The 25994-nt window shown below is 71.5% G+C and carries 22 protein-coding genes; 17 read left to right on the top strand and 5 right to left on the bottom strand.

Going from position 1 to position 25994, the window contains the following annotated elements; all coding sequences use genetic code 11:
* Positions 1-155: 155 nt before the first annotated feature.
* Entirely contained in the window at positions 156-872 is a 717-nt protein-coding gene (locus tag ACWGDX_RS06160; RefSeq protein ID WP_453622810.1) for a FadR/GntR family transcriptional regulator, read from the bottom strand.
* Between the two features lie 99 nt (positions 873-971).
* On the opposite strand from ACWGDX_RS06160, the gene ACWGDX_RS06155 reads away from it, so the two are divergent.
* The 3 genes from ACWGDX_RS06155 to ACWGDX_RS06145 are packed head-to-tail and all read left to right on the top strand — an operon-like array spanning position 972 to position 4519.
* Complete coding sequence (locus ACWGDX_RS06155) at positions 972-2336, top strand: glutamine synthetase family protein (protein WP_363080693.1); 1365 nt, start codon at positions 972-974, stop codon at positions 2334-2336.
* Positions 2337-2344: 8 nt separating this feature from the next.
* The gene (locus tag ACWGDX_RS06150; protein ID WP_453622716.1) at positions 2345-3721 is read left to right on the top strand and encodes an aldehyde dehydrogenase family protein; all 1377 of its coding nucleotides are present in this window, start codon (positions 2345-2347) and stop codon (positions 3719-3721) included.
* Between the two features lie 6 nt (positions 3722-3727).
* Positions 3728-4519: a 3-oxoacyl-ACP reductase gene (locus tag ACWGDX_RS06145; RefSeq protein ID WP_363080695.1), complete on the top strand. Its 792-nt coding sequence runs from the start codon at positions 3728-3730 to the stop codon at positions 4517-4519.
* Positions 4520-4650: 131 nt separating this feature from the next.
* Here ACWGDX_RS06145 and ACWGDX_RS06140 read toward each other — a convergent pair whose 3' ends face one another.
* On the bottom strand, positions 4651-5853 hold the full coding sequence (locus tag ACWGDX_RS06140; RefSeq protein WP_453622714.1) for an amino acid deaminase/aldolase: 1203 nt from the start codon (positions 5851-5853) through the stop codon (positions 4651-4653).
* An 862-nt stretch (positions 5854-6715) separates the two neighbouring features.
* Here ACWGDX_RS06140 and ACWGDX_RS06135 point away from each other — a divergent pair.
* Positions 6716-7504, top strand: coding sequence for a hypothetical protein (locus ACWGDX_RS06135; protein WP_453622713.1), 789 nt, complete (start codon positions 6716-6718; stop codon positions 7502-7504).
* Positions 7504-8745 (top strand): type VII secretion-associated serine protease mycosin, encoded by a 1242-nt coding sequence (gene mycP, locus ACWGDX_RS06130; protein ID WP_453622711.1) that lies wholly within the window; start codon positions 7504-7506, stop codon positions 8743-8745. The genes ACWGDX_RS06135 and mycP overlap by 1 nt, the downstream gene beginning before the upstream one ends.
* Here the strand turns inward: mycP and ACWGDX_RS06125 are convergent.
* Positions 8711-9355, bottom strand: a complete 645-nt coding sequence (locus ACWGDX_RS06125) for a serine hydrolase (protein WP_453622709.1) — start codon at positions 9353-9355, stop codon at positions 8711-8713. The genes mycP and ACWGDX_RS06125 overlap by 35 nt on opposite strands.
* A gap of 134 nt (positions 9356-9489) precedes the next feature.
* Here ACWGDX_RS06125 and ACWGDX_RS06120 point away from each other — a divergent pair, with 134 nt between their 5' ends.
* Positions 9490-10221: an SseB family protein gene (locus ACWGDX_RS06120; protein ID WP_453622707.1), complete on the top strand. Its 732-nt coding sequence runs from the start codon at positions 9490-9492 to the stop codon at positions 10219-10221.
* 43 nt (positions 10222-10264) lie between these two features.
* Here the strand turns inward: ACWGDX_RS06120 and ACWGDX_RS06115 are convergent, their stop codons facing one another.
* On the bottom strand, positions 10265-10627 hold the full coding sequence (locus tag ACWGDX_RS06115; protein WP_388552265.1) for a DUF1844 domain-containing protein: 363 nt from the start codon (positions 10625-10627) through the stop codon (positions 10265-10267).
* Between the two features lie 484 nt (positions 10628-11111).
* On the opposite strand from ACWGDX_RS06115, the gene infC reads away from it, so the two are divergent.
* The 10 genes from infC to ACWGDX_RS06065 all read left to right on the top strand — a co-directional run bounded on the left by infC (position 11112) and on the right by ACWGDX_RS06065 (position 23266).
* On the top strand, positions 11112-11774 hold the full coding sequence (infC, locus tag ACWGDX_RS06110) for a translation initiation factor IF-3 (protein WP_453622705.1): 663 nt from the start codon (positions 11112-11114) through the stop codon (positions 11772-11774).
* 126 nt (positions 11775-11900) lie between these two features.
* Positions 11901-12095: a 50S ribosomal protein L35 gene (gene rpmI / locus ACWGDX_RS06105; RefSeq protein WP_046504486.1), complete on the top strand. Its 195-nt coding sequence runs from the start codon at positions 11901-11903 to the stop codon at positions 12093-12095.
* Positions 12096-12197: 102 nt separating this feature from the next.
* Positions 12198-12584 (top strand): 50S ribosomal protein L20, encoded by a 387-nt coding sequence (gene rplT, locus ACWGDX_RS06100; RefSeq protein ID WP_066950970.1) that lies wholly within the window; start codon positions 12198-12200, stop codon positions 12582-12584.
* Positions 12585-12792: 208 nt separating this feature from the next.
* Positions 12793-13632 carry a TrmH family RNA methyltransferase gene (locus ACWGDX_RS06095; protein WP_453622702.1) on the top strand — a complete coding sequence of 280 codons (840 nt, stop codon included), beginning with the start codon at positions 12793-12795 and terminating at the stop codon, positions 13630-13632.
* An 82-nt stretch (positions 13633-13714) separates the two neighbouring features.
* The gene (locus ACWGDX_RS06090) at positions 13715-15052 is read left to right on the top strand and encodes an ATP-binding protein (RefSeq protein ID WP_453622700.1); all 1338 of its coding nucleotides are present in this window, start codon (positions 13715-13717) and stop codon (positions 15050-15052) included.
* 168 nt (positions 15053-15220) lie between these two features.
* Positions 15221-16399, top strand: a complete 1179-nt coding sequence (gene pheS, locus ACWGDX_RS06085) for a phenylalanine--tRNA ligase subunit alpha (protein WP_453622698.1) — start codon at positions 15221-15223, stop codon at positions 16397-16399.
* Positions 16399-18927 carry a phenylalanine--tRNA ligase subunit beta gene (gene pheT, locus ACWGDX_RS06080; protein ID WP_453622696.1) on the top strand — a complete coding sequence of 843 codons (2529 nt, stop codon included), beginning with the start codon at positions 16399-16401 and terminating at the stop codon, positions 18925-18927. The genes pheS and pheT overlap by 1 nt, the downstream gene beginning before the upstream one ends.
* Positions 18928-19143: 216 nt before the next feature.
* Positions 19144-20991, top strand: coding sequence for a SpoIIE family protein phosphatase (locus ACWGDX_RS06075; RefSeq protein WP_453622694.1), 1848 nt, complete (start codon positions 19144-19146; stop codon positions 20989-20991).
* A gap of 317 nt (positions 20992-21308) precedes the next feature.
* Positions 21309-22649: a transcriptional regulator gene (locus tag ACWGDX_RS06070; protein ID WP_453622692.1), complete on the top strand. Its 1341-nt coding sequence runs from the start codon at positions 21309-21311 to the stop codon at positions 22647-22649.
* Between the two features lie 86 nt (positions 22650-22735).
* Entirely contained in the window at positions 22736-23266 is a 531-nt protein-coding gene (locus ACWGDX_RS06065; protein ID WP_453622690.1) for an NUDIX hydrolase, read from the top strand.
* A gap of 204 nt (positions 23267-23470) precedes the next feature.
* Here ACWGDX_RS06065 and ACWGDX_RS06060 read toward each other — a convergent pair whose 3' ends face one another.
* Positions 23471-24331: a 3-hydroxybutyryl-CoA dehydrogenase gene (locus ACWGDX_RS06060; protein WP_453622808.1), complete on the bottom strand. Its 861-nt coding sequence runs from the start codon at positions 24329-24331 to the stop codon at positions 23471-23473.
* 276 nt (positions 24332-24607) lie between these two features.
* Between ACWGDX_RS06060 and ACWGDX_RS06055 the strand changes: the two genes are divergently transcribed.
* Positions 24608-25969 (top strand): glycoside hydrolase family 10 protein, encoded by a 1362-nt coding sequence (locus tag ACWGDX_RS06055; protein WP_453622688.1) that lies wholly within the window; start codon positions 24608-24610, stop codon positions 25967-25969.
* Positions 25970-25994 lie beyond the last annotated feature (25 nt).

Here is a 25994-nt window from a genome sequence, read left to right as displayed (position 1 = left end):
GGGGTAAAGGTGTGAGGCCATACCTTTGCGCTCCGGCTGGCCCCGCGCAAGACTCGTGCGTTAAACGGCTGTTACGGCTCCGGCCCTTACCCCTTCCGCGCCGGGGCGGCCCGGTCCCGCTCCCGCGTGACCCGTGGCGGCGGGGCGGCCCGCGCTCAGGTCAGAAAGCCGCGCAGCAGCGCGGCCGTACCGCCGCAGTGCTCGCGCGCGATCTCGCGCGCCGCGTCCGCGTCCTGGTCGAGCACCGCCTCGACCAGCGCCGTGTGCTGGCGCTGCGAGTGCTCCAGATTCCGCACGAGCAGCGGGATGCAGTCCAGCAGATCGTTGACCGTCGCCCGCACGGCGGCGTACTGGGCGGTCAGGGTCGCGGAGCCGGACAGCTCGGCGAGCGTGAGATGGAAGAGGGTGTCCAGCCTGCGGTACTCCATGAGCGCCGCGTCATGCGTCGCGGCCAGCGCCGAGCGCAGCCGCCGGGCCCGCTCTCCGGTCAGCCCGTCCGTCGCGCACAGCTCCGCCGCGCCCGTCTCCAGCACCTCGCGGAAGCGCAGGACATCCTCGATGTCCACCCCGGCCACCCGTCGGCGCAGCTCCTCCTCGGCGCCCCCGGCCGGGGTGCCGGGTCTGGGCCGTACGAACGTGCCGCCGTATCTGCCCCGCCGGCTCTCCAGCAGACCCTGGTCCTGGAGCACCTTGAGCACCTCGCGCAGCGTCACCCGGCTGATCCGCAGCCGGTCCGCCAGTTCCCGCTCCGCGGGCAGCCGTTCGCCGCCCGCCACCAGTCCGAGCCTGACGACCTGGAGGATCTGCTCCAGCGCCTCCTCGAAGCCGTTTCCCGCCCGCACGGGCCGCAGCACCGGAGTCAGCGGGTCCATCGGCTCGTTCTTCTTCGCCACGTCGCCGATTCCCCTTCCCAACCAAAGGTCTCCAGGAATACCTTATGGCTTCCGGCTGACCGAAGGAGGAGTATCCCCGTGGCAGACCGCACATCCCCGCTCGCCGTCGACAGGCTGCGCATCCTCGTGGAGAGCGGCGAGATCGACACGGTGGTCCTGGCGTTCCCCGATATGCAGGGCCGGCTCCAGGGCAAGCGGTTCGCCGCGCGCTTCTTCGTCGACGAGGTCCTGGAACAGGGCGCCGAGGGCTGCAACTACCTCCTCGCCGTCGACACCGATATGAACACCGTCGACGGATACGCGATGTCCTCCTGGGACACCGGCTACGGCGACTTCGCCATGCGCCCCGACCTCTCCACACTGCGCCGGCTGCCCTGGAACGAGGGCACCGCGATGGTCATGGCCGATCTCGCCTGGAGCGACGGTTCGCCCGTCGTCGCCGCACCCCGCCAGATCCTCCGCCGACAGCTGGAGCGGCTCGCCGAGTACGGCTACACCGCACACGCCGGTACGGAGCTGGAGTTCATCGTCTTCAAGGACACCTATGAACAGGCCTGGGACAGCGGCTACCGCGGACTGACCCCCGCCAACCAGTACAACATCGACTACTCCGTCCTCGGCACCGGCCGGATCGAACCGCTGCTGCGCCGGATCCGCAACGAGATGGCGGGCGCCGGACTCACGGTGGAATCCGCGAAGGGCGAGTGCAACCCCGGCCAGCACGAGATCGCCTTCAAGTACGACGAGGCCCTGGTCACCTGTGACCAGCACGCCGTCTACAAGACCGGCGCCAAGGAGATCGCCTCGCAGGAAGGTGTCTCGCTCACCTTCATGGCCAAGTTCAACGAGCGCGAGGGCAACTCCTGCCATATCCATCTCTCGCTCCAGGACAAGCACGGCACCAGCGTCATGGCCGGGGACGGGCCGGACGGGATGTCGCCCGTGATGCGCCACTTCCTGGCGGGACAGCTCGCCGCGCTCCGGGACTTCTCCCTGCTGTACGCGCCCACCATCAACGCGTACAAGCGCTTCCAGCCGGGCTCCTTCGCGCCCACCGCCGTCGCCTGGGGCCATGACAACCGCACCTGTTCGCTGCGGGTGGTCGGCCACGGCCGGTCCCTGCGCTTCGAGAACCGGCTGCCCGGCGGGGACGTCAACCCGTATCTCGCCGTCGCCGGTATGGTCGCCGCCGGACTGCACGGCATCGAGAACGCGCTGGAACTCCCCGAGGCGTGCGTGGGCAACGCCTACACCGCCGCCTACGAGCAGGTCCCGACCACCCTGCGGGAGGCCGCCGAACTCTGGGAGAACAGCACCCTCACGCGCGCGGCCTTCGGCGACGACGTCGTGGCGCACTACAGCAATATGGCCCGTGTCGAGGTGAAGGCCTTCGACGCCGCGGTGACCGACTGGGAGCTTCGCCGCTCCTTCGAACGTCTGTGAGGAACGACGTGCACACACATCAGGCCGCCGGACATCTTGTCCTCAACCCGGCCACCGGGGAGACCGTCGCCACGGTCCCGGCGACCACCCCGGCCCAGGTCGACACGGCCGTACGACGGGCCGCGGCGGCCCAGCTCCGATGGGCGGCCCTGGCCCCCGCCGAGCGCGCGCGGCTGCTGCGCCGGTTCGCCGCCGTCGTCGACGAGCACAACGAGGAACTGGCCCGGCTGGAGGTCGGCGAGGCGGGCCACACCCTCGGCAACGCCCGCTGGGAGGCCGGCAACGTCCGTGATCTGCTCGACTACTGCGCCGGGGGAGTGGAGCGGCTGAGCGGCCGGCAGATCCCCGTGGCCGGAGGACTCGACATCACCCTGCTGGAGCCGCTCGGTGTCGTCGGAGTGATCGCCCCCTGGAACTTCCCCATGCCGATCGCCGCCTGGGGCACGGCCCCCGCCCTGGCCGCGGGCAACGCCGTACTTCTCAAGCCCGCCGAGACCACTCCGCTCACCGCGCTGCGGCTGGCCGAACTCGCCCTGGAGGCAGGGCTTCCCGAGCACCTCTTCCAGGTCCTGCCCGGCGCCGGCGAGGTGGCGGGCAACGCGCTGGTCGAGCACCCCGGGGTCGCCAAGATCGTCTTCACCGGCTCCACCCGGGTCGGCAAGCAGATCATGGCCAAGTGCGCCGCCCTGGTGAAGCGTGTGACCCTCGAACTCGGCGGCAAGAGCCCCAATATCGTCTTCGCCGACTCCGATCTCGAACAGGCCGCCGCCACCGCCCCGATGGCGTTCCTCGACAACGCCGGCCAGGACTGCTGCGCCCGCACCCGAATCCTCGTCCAGCGTGATGTCCACGACCGGTTCCTGGAACTGCTCGCCCCGGCCGTCGAGTCGGTCGTCGTCGGCGACCCGTCCGACGAGAGGACCCAGATGGGCCCGCTGATCTCGGCCGTCCAGTTGGAGCGCGTGCGGTCGTATGTCCCCGAGGGCGTCAAGGGCATCCGCGGGAGCGCCCCCGGCGGCCCCGGCTTCTGGTTCCCGCCGACCGTCCTCACCGATGTGGACCCGGACTCCCCGGTCGCCACCGAGGAGGTCTTCGGACCGGTCGCCGTCGTCCTGCCCTTCGAGGACGAGGAGGACGCCGTCCGGCTGGCCAATGCCACCGACTACGGTCTCGCCGGCTCTGTCTGGACCCGCGATCTCGGCCGTGCCCTGCGGGTCTCGCGCGGGGTCGCCGCGGGCAATCTGTCCGTCAACTCCCACAGCAGCGTCCGCTACGGGACTCCGTTCGGCGGCTACAAACAGTCCGGCCTCGGCCGTGAACTGGGCCCCGACGCCCTCGCGGCCTTCACCGAAACCAAGAACGTCTTCATCAGCACGGAGGCCTGAGCCATCATGACCGCCCCCACCAACGACACCGTCTGCCGCCGCCTGGTCGGCCGTACCGCCGTGATCACCGGAGCCGGCAGCGGCATCGGGCTGGCCACCGCGCGCCGGCTCGCCTCCGAAGGCGCGCACATTGTCTGCGGAGACATCGACGAGAGCGCGGGCAAGGCCGCGGCCGACGCGGTCGGCGGGACCTTCGTACGGGTCGATGTCACCCGTGCCGACGAGGTCGACACGCTCTTCAAGACGGCGTACGACACCTATGGCAGCGTCGACATCGCCTTCAACAACGCCGGTATCTCACCGCCCGAGGACGACTCGATCCTCACCACGGACCTCGACGCGTGGAAGCGCGTCCAGGACGTCAACCTCACCTCCGTCTATCTCTGCTGCAAGGCCGCCATCCCTTATATGCGGCGCCAGAAGAAGGGGTCCATCATCAACACGGCGTCCTTCGTGGCACGGATGGGCGCGGCGACCTCGCAGATCTCCTACACCGCCTCCAAGGGCGGGGTCCTCGCGATGTCCCGTGAGCTGGGAGTGCAGTTCGCCCGCGAGGGGATCCGGGTGAACGCGCTGTGCCCGGGGCCCGTCAACACCCCGCTGCTCCAGGAACTGTTCGCCAAGGACCCGGAGCGGGCCGCGCGCAGGCTGGTGCATATCCCGGTCGGCCGGTTCGCCGAGGCGGACGAGATCGCGGCGGCGGTCGCCTTCCTCGCCAGTGACGACGCGTCCTTCGTGAACGCCACGGATTTCCTGGTCGACGGCGGTATCTCCGGGGCATACGTCACCCCGCTCTAGATCATGCCCACGACCAGGACAATGACCAGGACCAGGGACACGACCACGACCACGAATTGAGCGGAGCCGAGCCGAGCCGGTTCCGTCTCCCTCCCCACAGAGGGGGACGGAACCGCGCCCGTCACGCGACCTCAGAGGAACGTACGGCCCTCGCCCCGGTATGTCGGGGCGGTCGCCACCACACGGTCGCCCTCCACCAGGTGCAGAGTGTCGAACCGCTCGCACAGCTCACCGGCCTTGGCGTGCCGGAACCAGACCTTGTCGCCGATCAGCAGATCGTCGGCCGCCGATCCGAGCAGCGGCGTCTGCACCTCACCGGCGCCCTCCTGCCCGTCGTAACGGAGCCCTTCGGGCAGATACGGCACCGGCAGCCGGTCCGGGCCCGCCGCCCCGGACGCCGGATAGCCGCCGCCGAGCACGGTCACCACACCGACGCCGGGCCTGCGCACGACGGGCTGGGCGAAGAGCGCCGCCGGACGGCCCGTGAACGATGTGTAGTTGTCAAAGAGCCGTGGCACATAGAGCCCAGAGCCCGCGGCGATCTCCGTCACGGCATCCTCGGCGGCGGTGTGCTGCACACTGCCCGTGCCGCCGCCATTGACGAACTCCAGCTCCGGGGCGACGGTCCGTACGGCACGCACCACCGCGGCGCGCCGCTCCGTCAGCTCTTTGCGGGCCGCGGCCTGCATCAGCCGGATCGCCCGCGAGCGCAGCGGCCGGCCTGCCAGGGCGTCCCCTACCCCGGCGATGTGGCCTTCGTAGGCCATGAGCCCGACCAGCCGGAATCCGGGGCGCCGGGCTATCAATCTGGCCAGCTCGGCCAGTTGGGCCGGCTCGCGCAGAGGGGAACGTCGTGCACCAATCCTGACCCGGCCGCCGAACAGCCGCAAGGCCGTGTCCAGTTCCAGACAGATCCGGAATTCTTCCTTCCCACCACCGCGTGCCGCGTCGATCAGATCCAGCTGCGCCGGGTCGTCGATCATCACGGTGACGGCGGCGGCGAGCTTGGGATCGGCGGCCAGTTCCGCGTAGGCGGCGCGGTCGGCCGAGGGATAGGCGAGGAGCACGTCCTCGAACCCGGCACGCGCCAGCCACAGCGACTCGGCGAGCGTGAACGACATGATCCCCGCGAAGCCCTCGCGGTCCAGTACCCGTTCGAGCAGTGTCCGGCAGCGCACCGACTTGCTGGCCACCCGGATCGGCTTGCCCCCGGCCCTGCGTACGAGATCGTCGGCGTTGGCGTCGAACGCGTCGAGATCGACGAGAGCCAGAGGGGCGTCGAGATGAGCGGTGGCCCGGTCGTACCGGGCCCGGTCGGTGGAGCGCGGAGTCATGGGCAGAGCTTGCCAGACCCGATTACCGCACGGTAGGGGGATGATCTGGGCAGAACGCCCCGGGCCTCGGCGCTCGTTCCCGCCGGGCCTGTCCGAGCCCGTAGAGTGACGCACACGCGGCGGCGAACGGGCTTGTCCCGTACGGCGGGACCGGTGTGCGCGGGACCGATACGCGTGCGGACCGGCGCGCGCGAACCACCGGTGCGCGGTGGACCGGTGGTGGACCGGTTCTCCGTGGGGCGGTCCGAGGCGGATGAGTCTGTACGGCGTCACAGGGGGGCGGATGAGCACCGAAGCACGACGCCCTCCCGTACCACCACGTCCCACGGCACCTCCGGCCCGGCCCGGCCAGGCCGCCCCCGAGACCGCTCCGCCTGGCACGCCCGCGACACCTCCGGAGCCCGCGCGCACGGAGCTCCCGCGTGCCGGTGCCTCGCGTACCGGTATTCCGCGCACGCCGGCGGTGCCCACGGCCCCACGTATCCCCGACGCCCCGCTGCCGCCGACGCGGCCGCCCGGCCCGCCACGGATACCGCCGCCGCCGTCGAGCCCGCCGACGGCCACCGCCCGTACCGCCCCCCGTACCGCACCGCCGTCGGCCGGCCCGGCCCCGGCGGCCGGCGTCCCACGGCCCCGTGGCGCGGGCCGCCCCGTCGCCGAACCTCCCCAGGACGAGATCACCACCAGACTGCGGGTCGTATCCCCGGGTCCGACCCCGCCGCCCCCGCCGCCCCCGTCATGGGTCCCGCCCCTCGGCGGCAGCGGTACCGGAACCGGAAGCTTCGGCGGATTCGGGACCGGAATCGGAAGCGGGACCGGAGCGGGAGCCGGTGCCGGCCTCGCGCCGGGGCCGGAGTCCCCGATGGAGACCACCACCCGGCTGCGGCTCGTGCCCGCCAGGCGCCCCGTCAGAACGGCCGCCGCCGTCACCTGTGTCGTACTCGGCCTCGGGCTCATCGGAGGCGCCGTCACCGGCAGTTGGCTGACCGGGAATTCGGCCGCCGAACCCGCCGCCCGCGACACCTACACCACCGCGCGCGCCCTCTGGCACAGCGTCCCCGTCGACACACTCTTTCCCCCCGCGCTCAAGGGCGACGGCGCGGGCCCCGGCGGCGCGGACCGCGAGTGGACCCGGCTCGGTGTCGCGCCCGACAGCGGGTGCGCCGGCACCCTCGACCCCCTCCTTCTGGGCATCCTGCGCCCGGTCGGCTGCGCGCGCGTGCTGCGTGCCACCTACGCCGACGCCACGTCCACCAGCGTGACCACCGTGGGGCTCGTCTTCACCGATGCCGAGCCCGTCGGGATGGACGCCCTGAGCACCCGGTTCCGCACCGAGGGGCTCACCGGACGCACCGATCTGATGCCCCTGACCTTTCCCGTCGAGGGCACCGTCGCGGCCGGGTTCGGTCCCGCGCAGCGCGCGAGCTGGACGGTGAGCGTCCTCACCGAGGCACCCGTCGTCGTGTACGCCGTCTCCGGCTTCGCGGACGGACGTACCGTCACCACGCCCCAGCCCGTCGACAAGGCCATGGCCAAGGGCGCCACCTCCGCGCCCGCGCAGGCCGGGCTGGGCCATGAGGCCAAGGGCATCGCGGACCGGATCGAGCGAGGACTGCGCACGACCTTGAGCGCGGACAGGGTGGTCCCCTGATGACCCCGGAACCCACACCGACGCCGACACCGACACCGACGCCCACCCCCCGTGGCCCACGCCGACGTCACCGTCTCGCCGCCGTGGCCGCCGCCGCGTCCTTCCTGCTCATCCCCGCCACCCCCGCACACGCCGATGCCATACGCGCTCAGCAGTGGGCCCTCGAAGCCCTGCACACCGAGCAGGCCTGGCGCACCTCCCAGGGCAGCGGTGTCACCGTCGCGGTACTCGACACCGGCGTCGACGGCAGCCATCCCGATCTCGAAGGACAGGTGCTGCGCGGCAAGGATCTGATCGGTTTCGGCGCCACCGACGGCGACCGCTCCTTCGCCCGGCACGGCACCGCCATGGCCGGCATCATCGCGGGACGCGGCCATGGGTACGAACGCTCGGAGGGCGTCCTCGGGATCGCGCCCCAGGCGAAGATCCTCCCCGTACGCGTGATCCTCGAAGGCACCGACCCCGCCCGCGCCAAGGCCCGTAACTCCAAGGGCGGCGCGCTCGCCGAAGGCATCCGCTGGGCCGCCGACAACGGCGCCGACGTCATCAATCTCTCCCTCGGCGACGACAGCGAGTCGGCCCATCCGGAACCGGGCGAGGACGCGGCTGTCCAGTACGCGCTCGCCAAGGGCGCGGTCGTCGTCGCCTCGGCCGGCAACGGCGGCGAGAAGGGCGACCACATCTCGTACCCCGCCGCCTATCCCGGTGTGATCGCGGTGGCGGCCGTCGACCGCTACGGCACCCACGCCGCGTTCTCCACCAGCCGCTGGTACGCCACCGTCAGCGCGCCGGGCGTCGATGTCGTGATAGCGGACCCGGACCGCCGCTACTACGAGGGCTGGGGCACCAGCGCCGCCGCCGCGTTCGTCTCCGGCGCCGTCGCGCTCGTACGCTCCGCGCACCCCGATCTCACCCCCGCCCAGATCAAGAAGCTCCTCGCGGACACCGCGCGCGACGCCCCCCAGAACGGCCGTGACGACGCCAGGGGGTACGGGCTCGTCGATCCGGCCGCCGCCATCGAGGCCGGCGCCGACCTGCCGCGTACGGATCTGAAGGGCCAGGCCACCGGATACGGCAAGCGGTACTTCGGCGGCGGGCCCGCCGTACCGCGCGCGGAGCCGGAACCGGCCGCCTGGCTCGCCCCGACGGCCGGCGGGATCGGCGCGGTGCTGCTGGCCTGCGCGGTGGTGCTCTGGCGCGGCGGGGTCAGACGCTCCGGCGCATACGGCGTACGGCACTGACGGCGGCCGTCTCGACCCGGGCGATCCCCGCGTCCAGGGACGTGTGCCCGTCGGAGAGCACGGCGATCAGACAGCCGTCCGCGCGCCCGACCGAGTGGACCACCCACAGACCGCTCGCCGTCCTCGGCAGCCAGCCGTTCTTCAGCGCCCAGCCGTCGCCCGCGGCCGACACGCCCCAGTCCTGTCCCGGTACCACCCGCTCCATCAGCCCCGTGACGAACCGGCGCGAACGCGCGTCCAGCACCGGACCGGTACGGAACACGGCCCGCAGAAGCGTGAGCTGATCGCGCGCGGTGGTCCGGGTCAGTCCCCAGGCGGGCGCCGCCGAGGTCCGTGTCATCCCGAGCCGCGCGTACGCCGAGTCCAGCGCCGCCACCCCGCCGGCCGCCGCGCGCAGCGCCGTCGCCGCGTCATTGTCACTGCGCTCCATCATGGCCGCCGCGAGCCGCCGCTCCCCGGCCGTCAGCCACCGTCCGGCATCCTGGGCCCGCAGCAGCAGCGCCGCCAGGATCGCCGGCTTCGCCACGCTGGCGCAGACATAGGTACGGTCCTCGCCGTACGCCGCCTCACGCCCGTCGGCCATGTCGTACACCGCGACGGAGAGATCCACCGGACGACCGTACGCCCCCGCCCGGACCAGGACGCACCGCGAGCGCGCGGGACGCGACGCGAGCGCGCGGGCCCTCCGGGCAGCCGGCGGGAGGAGACCGGATCCACTCGTCCGGGCTCGACTAGGCTCGACGCGTGACGCTCAAGAACATTCCCGACTCCGGTTTCTCCGACGACGACGGCACCGCCGATCCCGCGCTGACGGCGGCACTCGCCGCCTGGGCCGCGGACCGGTCGGCGGAGCCACGGGTCCTGAGCGCGCTCAGGGACGCCCGGCTGCTGGTCCCCGTCGTCGCGGTGCTCGGTGAGACGGAGGAGGACGAGCGGGGGCTGCGTCATGAGAAGACCAGCGACATGGCCGTGCCGACACTGACGGCGGGCGACCGGCGCGCGCTGCCCGCCTTCACCTCCACCGCGACACTGGCCCGCTGGGACCCCGGGGCCCGCCCCGTCGCCGTACCGCTGCACCAGGCGCTCCAGGCCGCCGCGCACGAGAAGGCCGACACGGTGGTGCTCGATCTCGCCGGGCCGGTGCCGTACCAGCTCACCGGACCCGCGCTGCTCGCCCTCGCCGAGGGCCGTACCAGCACCGATCCGCTCGACGACCCCGCCGTGACCGGGGCGGTGCGCTCCGTGGCCGCCGCCGAGCCGGCGGTGCTCCGGGCGTATCTCGGTCCCGGCAGCGCGGACGGCACCCTCGCGCTGGTTCTGGACCCGGCCGCGCCCCCGGCCGAGGCGGCCCGCAGGATCGCCGGGGCCCTCGCCGCCGACACCGTGCTCAGGGCCCGCCTGGTACGCGGACTCGACCTGGCTCTGCTGCCGGCCGGGGCCACCCCGCCCGGCGAGCCCCTTTTCGTACGTGGATGAGTCCCCTCGGGGGTGAGTCCCCCACGGAGACGAGGGAGCGGGATCAGCCGTAGACCGGGCCCGTGTACTTCTCGCCGGGGCCCTGGCCCGGCTCGTCCGGTACGACCGACGCCTCACGGAACGCGAGCTGGAGCGACTTCAGCCCGTCCCGCAGCGGCGCCGCGTGGAACGAGCTGATCTCCGTCGCGCTCGCGTCCATCAGCCCGGCCAGCGCGTGGACCAGCTTCCGCGCCTCGTCCAGGTCCTTGTGCTCGTCACCGTCCTCGGTCAGACCGAGCTTCACGGCCGCCGCGCTCATCAGATTCACCGCGACCGTGACGATCACCTCGACGGCGGGAACCTCCGCGATGTCGCGGGTCATGGCGTCGAAGCCGGGGGACTCTTCGGGGGAGGTGGCGTCACTCATGCCCCATACGATAGGCGTACATGACGCGGGCTCCGCCCGTGGGAGCCGGTTGCGAGGCGGTACGAGCCCGTACGAGCCCGTACGGGCCGACACCCGCCGGCCTGAGCCGACGGGGCCCGAGGTCCGCCGGACCTGGTCCGGGGAATCGAGCGGTGAGCCGGCCCGTGGCGGTCACAGGGTTCGCACCATCCCCGGGGAACTGCTAACCTTGTGTTACGACCGGCCGGACATCCTTATGCCCGGCCCACAAGTGGAGGCTCCGCTCTCCCACCTGGCTGCCCCTGAGGGGCGGCGGGTCACCGGTCAGGTGGTGCCCATCGTTCCGTACGGACGATGGAGCCACCCGACGCGCCCCGTGGTACGTGCACGGCGGTGCTCCGGTAGTTAGAAGGAGCCCTGCCTGTGTGCCGTCCGGGGCATTTTTCGTGTTCCGCCGCGGTTGGTCCTATGAAACAGACGTTACGCGGCTGTCTGCCAGACAGTCGTGTGGTGCTACCGAGGAGGATCCATCAGCGCCGAGCCCCGCATCAACGACCGGATTCGCGTTCCCGAAGTGCGACTTGTCGGTCCCAGTGGCGAGCAGGTGGGCATCGTGCCGCTTGCCAAGGCCCTGGAGCTTGCGCAGGAGTACGACCTGGACCTGGTCGAGGTCGCGGCGAACGCCCGTCCGCCCGTGTGCAAGCTCATGGACTACGGGAAGTTCAAGTACGAGTCGGCCATGAAGGCCCGTGAGGCGCGCAAGAACCAGGCGCACACGGTCATCAAGGAGATGAAGCTCCGGCCCAAGATCGACCCGCACGACTATGACACCAAGAAGGGTCATGTCGTCCGGTTCCTCAAGCAGGGCGACAAGGTCAAGATCACGATCATGTTCCGTGGTCGTGAGCAGTCCCGCCCGGAGCTGGGCTTCCGGCTGCTCCAGCGGCTCGCGTCCGACGTCGAGGAACTCGGCTTCATCGAGTCGAACCCGAAGCAGGACGGCCGGAACATGATCATGGTTCTTGGCCCGCACAAGAAGAAGACCGAGGCCATGGCCGAGGCCCGCGAGGCGCAGGCCGCCCGTAAGGCCGAGCGTCAGGGCGGCACGCACGAGGAGTCCGCGGACACCATCACGGAGACCCCGGCCGAGGCATCGTCCGAAGCGTGATCCAAGGGGTGCCATCCAGGCGGCCCACGGCTCCGGTCCGGAACCACACACCAGAGATATGACGCTCCCGCGCGCCGGCTGGCCACAGTCGGCTGGGAGCGCCACTGACGAGGAGAGAACGGCGCTATGCCGAAGAACAAGACGCACAGCGGTGCCAGCAAGCGCTTCAAGATCACCGGCTCCGGCAAGGTGCTGCGCGAGCGGGCCGGCAAGCGCCACCTGCTCGAGCACAAGTCGTCCAAGCTGACGCGTCGCCTCACCGGCAACGCCGAGATGGCCCCGGGCGACGCCAAGAAGATCAAGAAGCTTCTCGGCAAGTGATGTCGCAGCCCCCGGTGACCGGGGGCGCGACAACAGGACCGGGACCCATTCGTTTCCGGGCCGTGTGAGTCCAACCACGGCCCCGCTACAAGGAGTTAACACGTGGCACGCGTCAAGCGGGCAGTCAATGCCCACAAGAAGCGCCGGGCAATTCTGGAGCAGGCCAGCGGTTACCGCGGCCAGCGCTCGCGCCTGTACCGCAAGGCGAAGGAGCAGGTCACCCACTCCCTCGTCTACAACTACAACGACCGCAAGAAGCGCAAGGGCGACTTCCGTCAGCTCTGGATCCAGCGCATCAACGCCGCTGCCCGCGCCAACGGCATCACGTACAACCGCTTCATCCAGGGGCTGAAGGCCGCCAACGTCGAGGTGGACCGCAAGATCCTCGCCGAGCTGGCCGTCAACGACGCCGGTGCGTTCGCCGCGCTGGTCGAGGTCGCCCAGAAGGCCCTTCCGAGCGATGTCAACGCCCCGAAGGCCGCTGCCTGATCTCCGTCAGGCCGTCTCTCCTTCACCCGGACCCGCAGGCACCGCGCCTGCGGGTCCGATGCGTTTCCGGCCGCGTACGTGCCCCGGTGACCCACCTGTACGACCCGTACCCGTACGACCCCTGCGCGTACGACCACGACCCACCCGTACGCCTGCACCCGTACGAGCCATCCGTACCAGCCATCAGACGAAAAGCGAGCCGCCGCCCATGGGCACCCCCGAGCTGATCTCCCCGCGCTCCCCGCGCGTCACGGCCGCCAAGAGGCTCGCCAAGCGCGCCTTCCGCGGCAAGGAACGCCGGTTCATCGCCGAGGGGCCGCAGGCCGTACGGGAAGCGGTCGCCCACCGGGGGGCCGGCGGCGAGCCCACGCTGACCGAGCTGTTCACCACGGTGGAGGCCGCCGAGCGGTACGCCGACATCGTCGACGCGGCACGGGCCACCGGGGCCCGGGTCCACCACGCGCCCGACACGGTGCTCGCGGATGTCTCCCAGACCGTGACCCCGCAGGGGCTGCTGGGCGTCTGCAATTTCCTCGACTCGCCGTTCGAGGACATCCTGCGTGCCCGGCCCCGGCTCGTCGCCGTACTCGCCCATGTCCGCGATCCCGGGAACGCCGGTACGGTGCTGCGCTGCGCGGACGCGGCGGGCGCCGACGCCGTCGTCCTCACCGACGCCTCCGTCGACCTCTACAACCCGAAGTCGGTCCGCGCCTCGGCCGGCTCGCTCTTCCATCTGCCCGTCGTCGTCGGAATCCCGGTGGAGCAGGCGGTCCGCGGGCTCCAGGAGGGCGGCGTCCGTATCCTCGCGGCCGACGGCGCGGGCGAGAACGACCTGGACGACGAGCTGGACGCGGACACCATGGGGGGGCCCACGGCCTGGATCTTCGGCAACGAGGCCTGGGGGCTGCCGGCGCAGACCCGTGCCCTCGCGGACGCGGTGGTGCGGGTACCGATCCATGGAAAGGCGGAGAGTCTGAACCTGGCGACCGCCGCGGCCGTATGTCTGTATGCCTCGGCACGCGCGCAGAGAGTTCTCCGCATGCGCTGAGGGGGTCCGCTCCGTCACATTGAGCTAGTAATGTTGCGGCTTCGGGGCCCACTGAGCTACGCGGAAGAGGTGGGATGCGGGCATGACTGTCGGGGCGAGTGGACCCGCCGTGGTCCAGGGACCTTTACCGCGCGCGGTCCGCGGTGCCGCCCCCGAGCGGGTGGCGGACCACGACGGCGACGCGGTGCCCGCCCCTGACATCCCGGTGCCCGCGCCCGACGGCTCCCCGGTGCCCGCCTCTGACAGCTCCCCGAGCCCCGCGCCGGACGCCGCGCCGGACGCCGTGCCGGACGCCGTGTCCCCTTCCGCTGCCGCCGGGACGCTCGGGTGTGTGATCGGTCCTGCGGGCGGTGATGACGCGGCGGTGGTCGACCCCGACGAGCTTCCCGACGGTCTGGTCGTCGCCGACGAGAGCGGGCGCGTCGTCTGCTTCAACGCCGCCGCCGCGCGTATCACCGCCGTACCGCTCTCCGAGGCCCTCGGCCGGCCGCTGGAGCTCGCGCTGCCGCTGGAGGACCTCAAGGGCCGCCGCTGGTGGGCGCTGACCGATCCGTACGGCGGGCTCGCCACCCGGGTCGGCCAGCCCGAGCGCAATCTGCTGCTGCCCGGCGGCCGTGAGGTGCTGGTCTCTGCCCGTTATGTACGTGCGTATCCGACCGGACCCGTCCGCCGGCTCGTCATCTCCATCCGCGGTACGGAGGCACGCCGGCGCACCGAGCGCAGCCACGCCGAGCTGATCGCCACCGTCGCCCATGAGCTGCGCTCCCCGCTCACCTCGGTGAAGGGGTTCACGGCGACCCTGCTCGCCAAGTGGGAACGGTTCACCGACGACCAGAAGCGGCTGATGCTGGAGACCGTCGACGCCGACGCCAACCGGGTCACCCGGCTGATCGCGGAACTGCTCGACATCTCCCGGATCGACTCCGGCCGGCTGGAGGTGCGCCGTCAGCCGGTCGACATCGCCGCGGCCGTCGGACGCCATGTCCAGGCGCACACCGCGGCCGGACAGTCGCCGGACCGGTTCCTCGTACGGATCCAGCAGCCGCTGCCCGATCTGTGGGCGGATCCCGACAAGATCGACCAGATCCTCGGCAATCTCCTGGAAAACGCGGTGCGCCACGGCGAGGGAACCGTCACCATCGAGGTGGCCGCCGCGTCGCTCCAGCGCGAGGCGAAGACAGAGAAGGGAACGTCCGTGACCGTGTGCGACGAGGGTCCCGGAATCCCCGAGGAGTCGATGGGGCGGGTCTTCACCCGCTTCTGGCGCGGGAGCAAACGCGGCGGGACGGGCCTGGGCCTGTATATCGTCAAGGGCATCGTCGAGGCGCACGGCGGGACGATCACCGTCGGCCGTGGACCCGGCGGCGGTGCCCAGTTCCGATTCATCCTGCCCGTCGGCGCCCCCGCCTACCTGAAATAGGATCTGTCGCGAAGCGTCAGGCAGGGCGGTGGCGGGCCGCGGGCGGGCCCGAGCGGCCCATGGGCCACTTCACCTTCGTACGGCCCTTAGACTCGACCTTTGGCAACCTTCGTGCCCTCAGTGATCGAGCAGGGTCGTTTCGCCAGCCAATCGGAAGTACGGGAAGAGATGTCGGCACCCAACAAGTCGTACGACCCGGTCGAGGTCGAGGCACTGAAACCGGAACAGATCGAGCGCGTCCGGGACGAGGCGCTGGCCGCCTTCGCCGCCGCCGGCGATCTCGACGCGCTCGCCCACGCCAAGACCGCGCACACCTCGGGCACCTCACCGCTCGCGCTCGCCAACCGGGAGATCGGCGCGCTGCCGCCGCAGGCCAAGGCCGAGGCGGGCAAGCGCGTGGGCCAGGCCCGCGCGGCCGTGGGCAGGGCCCTCGCCACCCGGCAGACCGAGCTGGAGGCGGAGCGTGACACCCGGGTACTGGTCGAGGAGGCGGTGGATGTCACGCTGCCCTACGACCGGGTCCCTGCCGGTGCCCGCCACCCGCTGACCACGTTCATGGAGCGGGTCGCGGACGTCTTCGTGGCGATGGGGTACGAGGTCGCCGAGGGACCCGAGGCCGAGGCGGAGTGGTTCAACTTCGACGCGCTCAACTTCGTCCCCGACCACCCCGCGCGCCAGATGCAGGACACCTTCTTCGTCCGGAGCCCGAAGGCCGGCGCCGCCGGTGGGTCCGCCGGCGGGTCCGGCGGGGATTCCTCCTCCGCGGGCTCGGGCGACGAGTCCGGCGTGGTGCTCCGTACCCACACCTCACCGGTCCAGGCCCGCACCCTGCTCGACCGGGAGCCCCCCGTGTACGTCGTCTGTCCGGGGCGGGTCTACCGCACCGACGAACTGGACGCCACCCACACCCCGGTCTTCCACCAGATCGAGCTGCTCGCCGTCGACGAGGGCCTGACCATGGCCGATCTCAAGGGCACTCTGGACCATATGGTCCAGGCGCTCTTCGGCCCGGACATGAAGACCCGGCTCCGCCCGAACTACTTCCCCTTCACCGAGCCGTCCGCCGAGATGGACATGGTCTGCTACGTGTGCCGCGGCGCCTCGGTCGGCAACCCGGACCGGCCCTGCCGCACCTGCGGCAGCGAGGGCTGGATCGAGCTGGGCGGCTGCGGCATGGTCAACCCCAAGGTGCTGGTCGCCTGCGGCGTCGACCCCCGCAAGTACAGCGGATTCGCCTTCGGGTTCGGTATCGAACGGATGCTGATGTTCCGCCACAACGTCGAAGACATGCGAGACATGGTCGAGGGTGACGTCCGGTTCACCCGGCCGTTCGGGATGGAGATCTGATGCGCGTCCCGCTTTCCTGGCTGCGGGAGTACGTCGACCTGCCGGCGACGGAGACCGGCCGCGACGTCCAGGCCGAGCTGGTCTCCGCGGGGCTGGAGGTCGAGACCGTCGAGCAGCTCGGCGCCGGTCTCAAGGGCCCCCTGGTCGTCGGCAAGGTCCTCACCATCGAGGAGCTGGAGGGCTTCAAGAAGCCCATCCGCTTCTGCACCGTCGACGTCGGCACCGCCAACGGAACCGGCGAGCCGCAGGAGATCGTCTGCGGCGCGCGGAACTTCTCCGTCGGCGACAAGGTCGTCGTCGTCCTGCCCGGCGCCGTCCTGCCGGGAGACTTCGCGATCGCCGCGCGCAAGACGTACGGCAAGACCTCGCACGGCATGATCTGCTCCGGCGACGAGCTGGGCATGGGCGACGACGGCTCGGGCGGCATCATCGTGCTGCCCGACGAGCACGAGCCCGGCACCGACGCCATCGCGCTGCTGGAGCTGGTGGACGAGGTCCTCGACATCGCCGTCACGCCCGACCGCGGCTACTGCCTCTCGATGCGCGGGGTCGCCCGCGAGACCGCCATCGCGTACGGCCTGACGCTGCGCGACCCCGCGCTGCTCGACGTACCGGCGCCGAACTCCTTCGGTCACACGGTGACGGTCTCCGACCCGCGCGGATGCGACCGCTTCACCGCCCGTACGGTCACCGGTCTGGACCCCGAGGCCCGCAGCCCGCTCTGGCTGAGCCGCCGGCTCCAGAAGGCCGGTATGCGGCCGATCTCGCTCGCGGTCGACATCACCAACTACGTGATGCTGGAGCTGGGCCAGCCGCTGCACGCCTACGACCGTGCCCGGCTGGAGGGGCCGATCGGGGTCCGCCGGGCCCGGCCCGGCGAGAAGATCACCACCCTCGACGGCGTCCAGCGGGTCCTCGACCCCGGGGACCTGGTCATCACCGACGACCGCGGACCCATCGGTCTCGCGGGGGTGATGGGCGGCGCGAACACCGAGATCGCCGATCTCACGGCCCACCCCACGACGGGCGAGGCCCAGGGCACCACCGAGGTGGTCATCGAGGCCGCGCACTTCGACGCGATCTCCATCGCCCGTACCGCGCGCCGCCACCGGCTGGCCTCCGAGGCCTCCAAGCGCTTCGAGCGCGGTGTCGACCCGGAGGCCGCGTCCGCCGCCGCGCAGCGCACCGTCGATCTGCTGGTGCTGCTCGCCGGCGGCTCCGCGGAGGCCGGTGTCACCGAGATCATCGCGCCCTCCGCGCCGCACAGCATCGCCATGCCCGCCGACCACCCCGACCGCGTCGCCGGGGTCGCCTACGGCCGGGAGACCGTCGTACGGCGGCTCCAGGAGATCGGCTGCGACGTCTACGGGCAGGACGAACTCGTCGTCACCGTCCCGTCCTGGCGCCCCGACCTGGGCGAGCCCAACGACCTCGCCGAGGAGGTCATCCGGCTGGAGGGGTACGAGAACCTCCCCTCGACGCTGCCCACCCCGCCGTCGGGACGCGGGCTCACCGAGCGCCAGCGGCTGCACCGCCGGGTCGGGCGCGCCCTCGCGGGCGCCGGATACGTCGAGGCGCTGAACTACCCGTTCATCGGTGACGCGGTCCTCGACGCCTTCGGACTGCCCGCCGACGACGCCCGGCGTCGTACGGTCACGCTCGTCAACCCCCTCTCCGACGAGGAGCCGGCGCTGCGCACCACGCTGCTGCCGGGGCTCCTCACGGCGCTGCGCCGCAACGACGGCCGGGGCTCGCACGATCTGGCGCTCTTCGAGACGGGTCTGGTCTTCCGGCCCACCGGCGAGGAGACCGTACCGGTGCGGCTGCCCGTCGACCGGCGGCCGACCGAGGAGGAACTGGCCACGCTCGACGCCGCACTGCCCGGCCAGCCGCGCCGCGCCGCGGTCGTCCTGGCCGGGGCGCGCGAACAGGCCGGCTGGTGGGGCGCGGGCCGTCCGGCCGACTGGGCGGACGCCGTCGAGGCGGCCCGTACCGTCGCCCGGGAGGCCGGGGTCGAGCTGACCGTCCGCGCCGACCAGCACGAGCCGTGGCATCCCGGCCGCTGCGCCGCGCTCCTCGCCACCGTGGACGGCGAGGAGACACTCGTCGGCCACGCGGGAGAGCTGCACCCGAGAGCGGTCAAGGCGCTCGGAGTCCCGGAGCGCACCTGCGCCATGGAGATCGATCTCGATCTGCTGGAGCGGGCGGGCACCGGTGCGCTCCGCGCGCCCCGGATCTCCGCCTACCCGGTCGCCACCCAGGACGTGGCGCTCGTCGTGGCGCGGGACGTACCCGCCTCCGAGGTGGAGCGCGCGCTGCGCGAGGGCGCGGGTGAACTCCTGGAGTCCCTGCGGCTGTTCGACGTCTTCACCGGCGAGCAGATCGGGACCGGCCGGAAATCGCTCGCGTACGCCCTGCGGTTCCGCGCGCCCGACCGCACGCTGACCGTCGAGGAAGCCACCGCGGCCCGTGAGGCCGCCGTCGCGCTCGCCGCCGAGCGGACCGGAGCGGTTCTGCGCGGCGCGTAATCGCCAACGCGTAACACCTGGTCATACGCCGTCGTTGGACAGACGGCCGTCCCCTGAGGGGCGCCTCCGGATCTCCGGAAGCGCCCCTCACTCATTCGGGTGAGAAGTCCGGGGCGGGTTCGCCAACGCACATGCGTGATCGACACAATCGATCCGGCCACTACGGTCGACGTACGCCCATCGGCCTAGCGGCCGGCGGCCGAAGGGGGCCGACGGATGAATCGGACCAGGGCAGAAGAGGACGCGTCCGAGGACGCACCGGCCCCCTGGGGCGTCGTCGAGTGCGCGATTCCGGGCGGTGTGCTCGCCCTGGTGATCACCTGGGAGCTGACCTGCCCGCCCAACACGCACGACAATCTGATCCCGCGCATCGTGACCTGTGTGGCCTTTCTGCTCGTCGTGGCCTATCTGCTCAACCGGCTGCGGCGGCGCGGGCTCAAGGAGCTGAGCGAGGTCCGCGCCGTGGCGCGCGCCACGCAGGCGGTGCTGCTCCGGCCGCTCCCCGCGCGCCTCGACGGGCTGGCGTTCTACGCGCGACAGCTCTCCGTCTCCCGGGCCGCCGAGGTCGGCGGTGATCTGTACGAGGCGGTGGCCACCGCGTACGGCGTCCGCGTGATCATCGGGGATGTGCGCGGTCATGGACTGCCTTCCATCGGGGCGGTGGCCGCCGTGCTGGGCAGCTTCCGGGAGGCCGCCCATGACGAGCCGGGGCTCGACGGTGTACTGCGAAGACTCGACCGGGCACATCAGCGCCATCTGCGCGCGAGGTCGGGGCAGGAGACCGCGGGTGCGGAGGAACGGGCACGGGGACGCGACGGTTCCGGGACCACTGGTCCGGACGGTGGTCCGGGGAGTGGTCCGGGGAGTGGCGGCCCGGCGGCCGGCGGCTTCGGATCCGGCGCTTCCTGGCCGGGTGGCGGGGGATCAGGCGGCCGGGAATCGGGTGGCCGGGAATCCGGTGGCTGGGGGTACGACGACCGGGACCCGGAGGGGCTGTCGGCGGAGGAGTTCGTCACCGTACTGCTGCTGGAGATCGGGCACGACGCGGAGGTACGGGCTCTCAACTGCGGCCATCCCTGGCCCTATCGGCTCGGCCGGGGTGCCGTGCCTCTCGCGAGCGCCGAGCCCCTGCCGCCGCTCGGGGCGTTTCCGCTGCCCGTCGATCTTCCGCTCCAGCGGTGCGGGCCGCTGCTGCCCGGGGAGTCTCTCTTCCTGCACACGGACGGCGCCGAGGACGCGCGGGACTCGGCCGGGCGGTTCTTCGGCCTGGCGGAGGAGCTGGCCGGGGCCGCCGAGGGAATCTCCGGTGTACCGCTCTCGCCCACCGAGGTGGTGCGGCGGGTGCATGGCGCGCTGCTGCGGCACACCGGCGGACGGATCACCGATGACATGGCGCTGCTTGTCGTACGGAACGACCGCGCGCCGGTGCCGGTGCCTGGTCCGGTGCCGGTGCCGACGCCCGGCCCTGTGCCCGTGCCGGTGTCGACGCAGGATCAGGATCAGGACCAGGAACGGGCACCGGACCCGGACCTGGACCCGGACCTGGCCTTGGACCCGGAACCGGGTGCCCGCGAGGAACCATCGCCGCCGGAGGGCCGTACGCCGGATCACCGGTCACCGGGGGTCCCTCCCGTATCGGGTCCGTCGACGGACGAGCCCTCGGAGGGTCAACTCCCGGGCATGGACAGGCCGGACGGTCCACGGGCAGCGACTGAGCGGCCGCCGGGTTCGCGGGCACCGGACGGGCAGGCACCGGACGGGTGCGGACTGGACACCTATTCCCTTGGGCAGCGCCCGCCGGACACATATGTGCCGAAGACGCATCCACCGGAGCAGCGTCCGCCCGAGACGTACGCGCCGGAGCAGCGCCCGCCCGACACGTATCCCTCGGACATGTATCCGAAGGACATGTATCCGCCGGGTACGTATCCGCCAGGCACGTATCCACCGGACGCGCACGCGCCTGAGCAGCGACTTCCGGATCCGCACGCCCCCGAGCAACGCCCACGCCTCCGGCCGGGAATGACCGCGACCGGGGTACGCACCACATCCTTCCGCGGGTAGTGGGCGGCATGACTGACGCGGCCGGCGCCGCCTGCCCCGCCGCGGAGTGTCGGGCAGGTCGGCAGGACAGACGGCGCGGTTGCGGGCCACCGCACGGGACGAGGGGGAGTCGGCGGCCCGGCCGCCTCTTTGCGAGGCGATTCAGTCAATCGGCCCCGGGCGTCCGGCGGCAGAGCGCACAAGGTACGGATATGGGCATTACGTTCACACCCCGTGCGATTCCCACTACGCTGGGCCCCTCGCCGGGAGAGCCCGGAGGCCCCGGGAGGACCCAGAGGTTCGGAAGATCCACCGCGGCAGAGTCACCGGAGGGGCATATGCAGCCCAATACCCTGCTCGATTCCCTGCTCGACGAAGCGGGTATCTCCCACGCCGGACTCGCTGCCCGGGTCAATGAGGCGGGCCGGCTGAGAGGTCTGGCCCTGCGGTACGAACACACTGCGGTGGCGCGGTGGCTGAAGGGCCAGCGGCCACGCGGCCAGGTGCCCGATCTGATCTGCGGGGTGCTCGGCGACCGGCTGCGCCGTTCGCTCACCCTGGACGACATCGGGCTCGGTGTGGTGGGCGGGTCACCGGCGCCCGGCGCCACCCCGCTCTCCGGTTTCGTGGAGCGGGCCACCGCGCTCTGGCGCTGCGACGAACAGCGCAGGCCGCACATGGTGGACGCCCCCGCCGTCACCGGCACCCCCGCCGTGATCCCCGTCTGGGAGTGGGAGAACCCGCCGGAGGACACCGATGTCTCGCGCAGCGGCCGTACGAAGGTCGGCCCCGCCGATATCGAGCTGCTGCGCTCCGCCAGGGAGCACTACGAGCTGATGTACCGGAGGGCGGGCGGGATCGCCACCCGTGCCCGGATCGTCGGCTTCCTCAACTCCGAGGCCGCCCCGCTGCTGCGCGGCGGATACAGCGACTCCCTGGGCCGGCAACTCCACCGCGCGACCGGCGGACTGGTCGCGGTGGCCGGTATCTGCGCGTACGACTCCGACGCCCATGGACTCGCCCAGCGCTACTTCCACCAGGCGCTGCGGCTGGCCAAGGCCAGCGGTGACCGGGGGCTCGGCGCCTATGTCATCGCACTGCTCGTCAACCAGTCGCTGCACATGGGGGAGTACCGCCAGGCCGTCGCCTTCGCCGAGGCCGCGCTGCGGGCGGCGGGCCGTCAGATCACCCCGGCGCTCGCCGCCGATCTCTACGCGATGCAGGCCAAGTCGTATGCCCATCTCGGCGACGGCAGCGGTGCGCTGGGGTGCATCGGACGCGCGGAGAGGGAGGCGGAGCGCATCAGACCCGGTCACGAGCCGGAGGAGACCGGATACGTTCAGCCGGGTCTGGTGAATGTGCAAGTGGCGGAGGCGCTGCTGAGCCTCGGAGACCTGGTCGCCGCACGGGTGCATGCCACGGCGGCCGTGGACACCCCGGCGCACGATCGCGGCCGGGTGCACCGGCTCGCCATGCTCAGCCATATCGAGCTGCGGCAGGGCGAGGCGGACCGGGCCGCCGGAACAGCCCGGGAAATGGCCGAGCGGGCGCGGGGGATGGAGTCCCAGCGACTGCGGGACCGGCTGCGCGCCGTACGTGCGCAGTTGGTGGCCAGCGGATCCACCGACGCGGAAGCGACGGCCGAACTGATCGAGGGAGCGCTGCGCGTTCCCCTGTGAGCCCCTCTGTGAGCCCCCTCTGAGCCACCGTGTGCGAGAGCCGCTGCTGCGATATTGCCATCAACTTGTCGGAAGGTGGCAGAAAAATGCAGTGGACGAAACTTAGTGAACAAACTGTCTATGAGAACCGTTGGTTCCAGGTCAATCTGGCCGACGTCAAGCTCCCTGACGGCCGACGTCTCGACCACTTCCTGATCCGGCTGCGCCCGGTCGCCGTGGCGACCGCGGTGAACTCCGCCAATGAGGTGCTGATGCTCTGGCGGCACCGTTTCATCACGGACAGCTGGGGCTGGGAGCTGGCCGCGGGTGTCGTGGAGGACGGTGAGTCCATCGAGGCCGCCGCGGCCAGGGAGATGGAGGAGGAGACGGGGTGGCGTCCCGGCCCCTTGCGCCATCTCCTCACGGTCGAGCCGTCCAACGGGCTGACCGACGCCAGGCACCATCTCTACTGGGCGGAGGAGGCGACCTACATCGGTCATCCCGAGGACGACTTCGAGTCCTCGCGCCGCGAGTGGATCCCGCTCAAGCTGGTGCCGGACATGATCGCGCGCGGTGAGATCCCGGCCGCCAATATGACGGCCGGGCTGTTGATGCTCCATCACATACGGCTGGGCTGAGCCGGTTGGGCTGGGTCGGCCGGGCCGGTTGGGCTGGGCCGAGCGCGGTCGCCCTGACCTCACGTACTCCTGATCCGGCCGGTCGGTTCGCTTCGGGCGGTCAGGAGTACGAAGGTCAGGAATACGGCGGTCTGAGCACGGCGGTCAGGAATACGGCGACCAGGAGTACGGCGACCAGGAGTACGGCGACCAGGAGTACGGCGATCAGGAGTACGGATAGAAGCCCGCGCCGGTCTTACGGCCGAGCCGGCCCGCGTCCACCATCCGCTGGAGCAGCGGCGGCGCCGCGTACAGGGGTTCCTTGAACTCGGCGTACATCGAATCGGCGACGGAGGCCACGGTGTCCAGGCCGATGAGATCGGAGAGCTTGAGCGGGCCCATCGGATGGGCGCAGCCCAGTTCCATCCCGTTGTCGATGTCCTCGCGGCTCGCGATACCCGACTCGAACATCCGGATCGCGGAGAGCAGATACGGGATCAGCAGCGCGTTCACGACAAAGCCCGAGCGGTCCTGGGCGCGGATCGCGTGTTTGTCCAGCACGCTCTCGACCACGGCCTCGGCCCGCTTGATCGTCTCCTCGGAGGTCGTCAGCGCGGGAATCAGCTCGACGAGCCGCTGCACCGGCGCCGGGTTGAAGAAGTGGATACCGATGACCTGGTCGGGACGTGAGGTCGCGACCGCCAGCCTGACCAGTGGGATCGACGACGTGTTGGAGGCGAGGATCGCGTCGGGGCGGGTCACCACCTGATCGAGTACCTGGAAGATCTCGGTCTTGACCTTCTCGTTCTCCACCACGGCCTCGATGACGAGATCGCGGTCGGCGAACTCACCGAGATCGGTGGTGAAGCTGAGCCTGCCGAGCGCCGCGTCACGCTCCCGCTCGCTGATCTTGCCGCGCTCGGCGGCCTTCGACAGCGAGTTGTGCAGACGGGTACGGCCGATCTCCAGTGCCTCACCGGTGGTCTCGGCGACCTTCACCTCCAGGCCGCTACGGGCGACGACCTCGGCGATTCCCGCGCCCATCTGGCCGCAGCCCACCACTCCGACGCGGGCGATATCGGTCAGGATGTCGGTCACATCGTGCCTTTCACTGGTCCGTGTCCCGGCAGGGTCCCTCATGCGATTCCGGCGCCCGCCTCAGGACAGGACGTTACCCGGCGGGGGGATGCGGACGACCGGCCGGGGCGGGCATCCACGGCGGACAGCCGGGCCCGCCGATGACCGGCGGCGGGCCGGCGTGGCGGTGGCGTGGCCGTGGCGGTGGCCCGGCGGTGGCACGGCGGTGGACGAGGTGCTTGTGCGGTGGGACAGGCCGTACGGCAATGGACGGGAGGACAGCGCATGGCACACATCGGCAGAAGAGGGCTGGTGGCAGCCGCGACGGGGGCGGTGACCGCACTGCTGACGGCGGGGGACGCGGCGGCGGGGACCTCGACCGCGGGGACCTCGGCGGCGGACTCTCCGGCGGACTTCGCGACGGACTCCGCGACGAGGGACACCATGGCCGGGAACCCGGCGGGCGGGCACCTGGCGGGCGGGGACCCGGCGGGCGGGGTTCCGCGGCGCCCTGCTCCACACCGGGAGTTCCGTGGCATGTGGCTCGCGACGGTCGTCAACCGCGACTGGCCCTCGAAGCCGGGGCTGACGGCCGCCCGCCAGCGGAACGAACTGCTCGCGCATCTCGACACGGCCGTGGCACGCGGGCTGAACGCCGTCGTCCTCCAGGTCCGGCCAACGGCGGACGCCCTGTGGCCGTCGCCGTACGAACCCTGGGCGCAGTGCCTCACCGGCACCCAGGGCAAGGACCCCGGCTGGGATCCGCTGGGCACGGCGGTGCGCGAGGCGCACGCGCGCGGTCTGGAACTGCACGCCTGGTTCAATCCGTACCGCGTCGCGAACCACACCGATCCCGAGCGGCTGACCGCGCGCCATCCGGCCCGTGTCCACCCGGAGTGGGTCCTGCCCTACGGCGGCAAGCTCTACTACAACCCGGGGCTGCCCGAGGTCAGACGCTTCGTGCAGGACGCCATGCTGGACGCCGTCGCGCGGTACGCCGTGGACGCCGTCCACTGGGACGACTACTTCTATCCGTATCCGGTCGCCGGACAGGCCTTCAAGGACGACAGGGCCTACGCGTGCCACGGAGCCGGATTCCAGGACCGGGCGGCCTGGCGGCGGGACAACACCGACCGGCTGGTGAAGGAGACCGCCGAGCGGATCAAGCGGATCAGAGAGAACGCGCGCTTCGGGATCAGCCCGTTCGGGGTGTGGCGCAACGCCGCCACCGATCCGCTCGGCTCCGACACCAGGGCCGGCGTACAGACCTATGACGATCTGCACGCCGACACCCGGGCGTGGGTCGAGCGGGGCTGGATCGACTACATCGTTCCGCAGCTCTACTGGCACATCGGTCACGCTCCGGCCGACTACGCGAAGCTGCTGCGCTGGTGGGACGGCGTCGTACGGGGGACGGGCGTCGATCTCCATATCGGCGAGGCCCTCTACAAGGCGGGGGACCGCGCCCAGCCCGCGGCCTGGCAGGATCCGGCCGAACTGTCCCGTCATCTCACGCTGGCCAGGGAGTTCGCGGGGGTCAGCGGGCACTGCTACTTCTCGGCGAAGGAGGTCCGCGCCGATCCCATCGGGGCGATGACGCGCGTGGTGGCGGACCACTACGGCAGGCGCGCCGGGAAGTGGAAGTGACGGGGCGCCGGTCCCGTACCGGATG

Source organism: Streptomyces sp. NPDC055025 (assembly GCF_053608565.1).
This window is presented reverse-complemented; position numbering and strand designations above follow the sequence as displayed.

Coding starts and splice junctions, on each gene's coding strand:
- ACWGDX_RS06075 (WP_453622694.1), top strand. CDS start 19,144: ATGAATCGGACCAGGGCAGAAGAGGACGCGTCCGAGGACGCACCGGCC.
- ACWGDX_RS06140 (WP_453622714.1), bottom strand. CDS start 5,853: ATGACTCCGCGCTCCACCGACCGGGCCCGGTACGACCGGGCCACCGCT.
- ACWGDX_RS06055 (WP_453622688.1), top strand. CDS start 24,608: ATGGCACACATCGGCAGAAGAGGGCTGGTGGCAGCCGCGACGGGGGCG.
- ACWGDX_RS06115 (WP_388552265.1), bottom strand. CDS start 10,627: ATGAGTGACGCCACCTCCCCCGAAGAGTCCCCCGGCTTCGACGCCATG.
- ACWGDX_RS06070 (WP_453622692.1), top strand. CDS start 21,309: ATGCAGCCCAATACCCTGCTCGATTCCCTGCTCGACGAAGCGGGTATC.
- rpmI (WP_046504486.1), top strand. CDS start 11,901: ATGCCGAAGAACAAGACGCACAGCGGTGCCAGCAAGCGCTTCAAGATC.
- ACWGDX_RS06065 (WP_453622690.1), top strand. CDS start 22,736: ATGCAGTGGACGAAACTTAGTGAACAAACTGTCTATGAGAACCGTTGG.
- ACWGDX_RS06160 (WP_453622810.1), bottom strand. CDS start 872: ATGGACCCGCTGACTCCGGTGCTGCGGCCCGTGCGGGCGGGAAACGGC.
- pheT (WP_453622696.1), top strand. CDS start 16,399: ATGCGCGTCCCGCTTTCCTGGCTGCGGGAGTACGTCGACCTGCCGGCG.
- ACWGDX_RS06095 (WP_453622702.1), top strand. CDS start 12,793: ATGGGCACCCCCGAGCTGATCTCCCCGCGCTCCCCGCGCGTCACGGCC.
- mycP (WP_453622711.1), top strand. CDS start 7,504: ATGACCCCGGAACCCACACCGACGCCGACACCGACACCGACGCCCACC.
- ACWGDX_RS06145 (WP_363080695.1), top strand. CDS start 3,728: ATGACCGCCCCCACCAACGACACCGTCTGCCGCCGCCTGGTCGGCCGT.
- ACWGDX_RS06090 (WP_453622700.1), top strand. CDS start 13,715: ATGACTGTCGGGGCGAGTGGACCCGCCGTGGTCCAGGGACCTTTACCG.
- pheS (WP_453622698.1), top strand. CDS start 15,221: ATGTCGGCACCCAACAAGTCGTACGACCCGGTCGAGGTCGAGGCACTG.
- ACWGDX_RS06135 (WP_453622713.1), top strand. CDS start 6,716: ATGGAGACCACCACCCGGCTGCGGCTCGTGCCCGCCAGGCGCCCCGTC.